At 68.5% G+C, this 2,399-nt stretch carries 2 protein-coding genes; both read right to left on the reverse strand.

Going from position 1 to position 2,399, the window contains the following annotated elements; translation table 11 throughout:
• Positions 1-141 precede the first annotated feature (141 nt).
• On the reverse strand, positions 142-873 hold the full coding sequence (locus L286_RS25290) for an SDR family oxidoreductase (protein ID WP_020818328.1): 732 nt from the start codon (positions 871-873) through the stop codon (positions 142-144).
• Between the two features lie 23 nt (positions 874-896).
• Positions 897-2,186 carry an MFS transporter gene (locus L286_RS25295; protein ID WP_031286136.1) on the reverse strand — a complete coding sequence of 430 codons (1,290 nt, stop codon included), beginning with the start codon at positions 2,184-2,186 and terminating at the stop codon, positions 897-899.
• Between the last annotated feature and the right edge of the window lie 213 nt (positions 2,187-2,399).

The following is a 2,399-nucleotide window of genomic DNA, read 5'->3' on the forward strand; positions in this document are numbered from 1 at the left end:
GGGAAGATGCGCAGGTCACGCCATTTCCCCTCCACCACCGCCTTCGGCGGCGTCGAAGAGAGTCGCGTGCCTCTCTTCGACCCTCCCCACGCTGCGCGTAGGGAGGAATTTTGGTTCTTGCTTTCGCGGGAACGGCTTGGATTAAAAGTGGGCGGTGTAGCCGCCGTCCACCGCCAGCACCTGCCCCGTCACATAGGACGCCGCGTCCGAAGCCAGGAACAGGACCGGCCCGACAATCTCCTCCGGCCGTCCCCATCGCCCCAGCGAGGTGCGCCGGGCCAGATGATCGGCGACGGCGGAGTCCGCGGTCATCTCCTCATTGGCCTCGGTCGCGAAATAGCCGGGCGCGACGGCATTGACGGTGATCCCCCGGCCGCCCAGTTCCGCCGCCAGCGCGCGCGTCAACGCGTCCAGCCCGCCCTTCGCCATGGTGTAGGCCGCATCGCCCGAACGAGCGATCTGCCCGGCGATGGAGGTGATGTTGACGATCCGTCCGCCCGCCCCCATGCCGGCCGCGACCGTCCGGGCCAGGTCGAAGGGCGCGACCAGATTGATCTCCAGCATCCGCCGCGCCGCCGGCCGGTCCAGCTCTCCAATCGGCCTGCGGTCGCGATGGCCGGCATTGTTGACCAATATGTCGACCGGCCCGCATGCGCCGAGCGCCGCCCGAAGCGCCTCGCCATCCTCCAGGTCGAAGATCAACGGCGCGCTCGTCCCGCCCAGCGCGGCGATGGCGGCGGCCGTCGCCTGGAGCGGCTCCGCCCTTCGCCCATGGAGCAGCACATGCGCCCCCGCCCCGGCAAGGCCCAGCGCGATTTCGCGTCCCAGGCCGCGCCCGGCTCCGGTGACGAGGGCGATCTTCCCTTGCAGCATCCATGCCTCCTCCACCCGGCCGCTCAGGCGAGGGCGAAGGTCTTGCTCCGCCCGCGATTGATCAGCAGCACCATTCCCGCCCCGATCAGGCACAATATCCCCGCCGCGACGAAGGCGGGCATATAGCTTTGCCAGACGGTGCGGGAAAGGCCGCCCGCCAGCGCCGCGCTCGCCGCGCCGAGCTGATGCCCGGCGAAGATCCAGCCGAACACCACATTGGCCCGCTCCGGCCCGAAGCGCTGCGCCGTCAGCTTGACCGTCGGCGGCACGGTCGCGACCCAGTCCAGGCCATAGAACATCGCGAAGACCGTCAGGCTGTAGAGAGAGAAGTCGCTGAACGGCAGGTAGAGCAGCGACAGCCCGCGCAGGCCATAATAGCAGAACAGCAGCCAGCGATTGTCGAACCGATCCGACAGCCAGCCCGACCCCAGCGTGCCCGCGAAATCGAACAGCCCCATCATCGCCAGCATCGACGCCGCGCCCACCGCCGCCAGCCCGTAATCGCCGCACAGGGCGATGAAATGCGTCTGGACCAGCCCGTTGGTGCTGGCCCCGCAAATGTAGAAGGAGAAGAACAATATCCAGAAGCTGGGCACCCGCGCCGCATCGGCCAATATGCGCAGCGGGCTCATCAGCAGGGCGCCGAAGCCGGCCGGCTGCGGCGGGGCGGGATGCACCGCGCTCTCGCCATAGGGCGGCAGGCCGAGGTCGGCGGGACGGTCGCGCATCAGCAGCAGCACGACCAGCGCCGCCAGCAGGACCGCGCCGCACACCAGCAGGACCGATGCGCGCCAGCCGAACCGCTCCGTCAAGGCGGCGAGCAGCGGCAGGAAGGCCAGTTGGCCCGTGGCGGTGCTGGCCGACAGCAAACCCATGACCAGGCCCCGCCTGTGCGTGAACCAGCGCGTGGCAACGGTGGCGCCCAGCACCATGGCGGTCAGGCCCGTGCCGATGCCGATGACGACGCCCCACAGCAGGACGAGCTGCCACAACCGGGTCATGCCCATGGACAGCAACAGCCCGACGACGATGATCGCCAGCGAGACCAGCATCATCCGCCGCACGCCAAAACGGTTCATGAAGGCGGCGGCGAACGGCCCCATCCCGCCGAAGAGGAGGAAGCGTATGGCCAGCGCCCCGGAAATGTCGGCCGCGCTCCAGCCGAACTCCCTTTGCAGGGGGATGATGAACACGCCGGGCGCGCCCACGGCCCCCGCGACGACCAGCATCGTGAGGAAGGTCGCGGCCAGCACGGCCCAGCCATAATGGATGTGGCGCGCGCCCATTTGGCGGGCGAGAGTCGCTGACAGCATGAAGGCCCCCGTTCCCGATGGATCGACCGGCGTTAGATGACGATCGTCATCGCAGGGTCAAGGGGCCAGTTGGCGCAATATGGACATGGATGGGCGGGCCCCGGCTGTCCCGACATTCGGCTCGCGCTGAACTGATGTCGATACAGCCCAGGCAGCGGGACAAATTCAAGACCCGCCGGACTGAGTTGATTAGGGTGGGAAGCCGTCATTCCC

It is taken from the genome of Sphingobium sp. HDIP04, assembly GCF_000445085.1.
Classification (GTDB): Bacteria; Pseudomonadota; Alphaproteobacteria; order Sphingomonadales; family Sphingomonadaceae; genus Sphingobium; species Sphingobium indicum.

Excerpts from the sequence above, each read along its gene's own strand:
- L286_RS25290 (WP_020818328.1), bottom strand. The coding sequence starts at position 873 with ATGCTGCAAGGGAAGATCGCCCTCGTCACCGGAGCCGGGCGCGGCCTG.
- L286_RS25295 (WP_031286136.1), bottom strand. The coding sequence starts at position 2,186 with ATGCTGTCAGCGACTCTCGCCCGCCAAATGGGCGCGCGCCACATCCAT.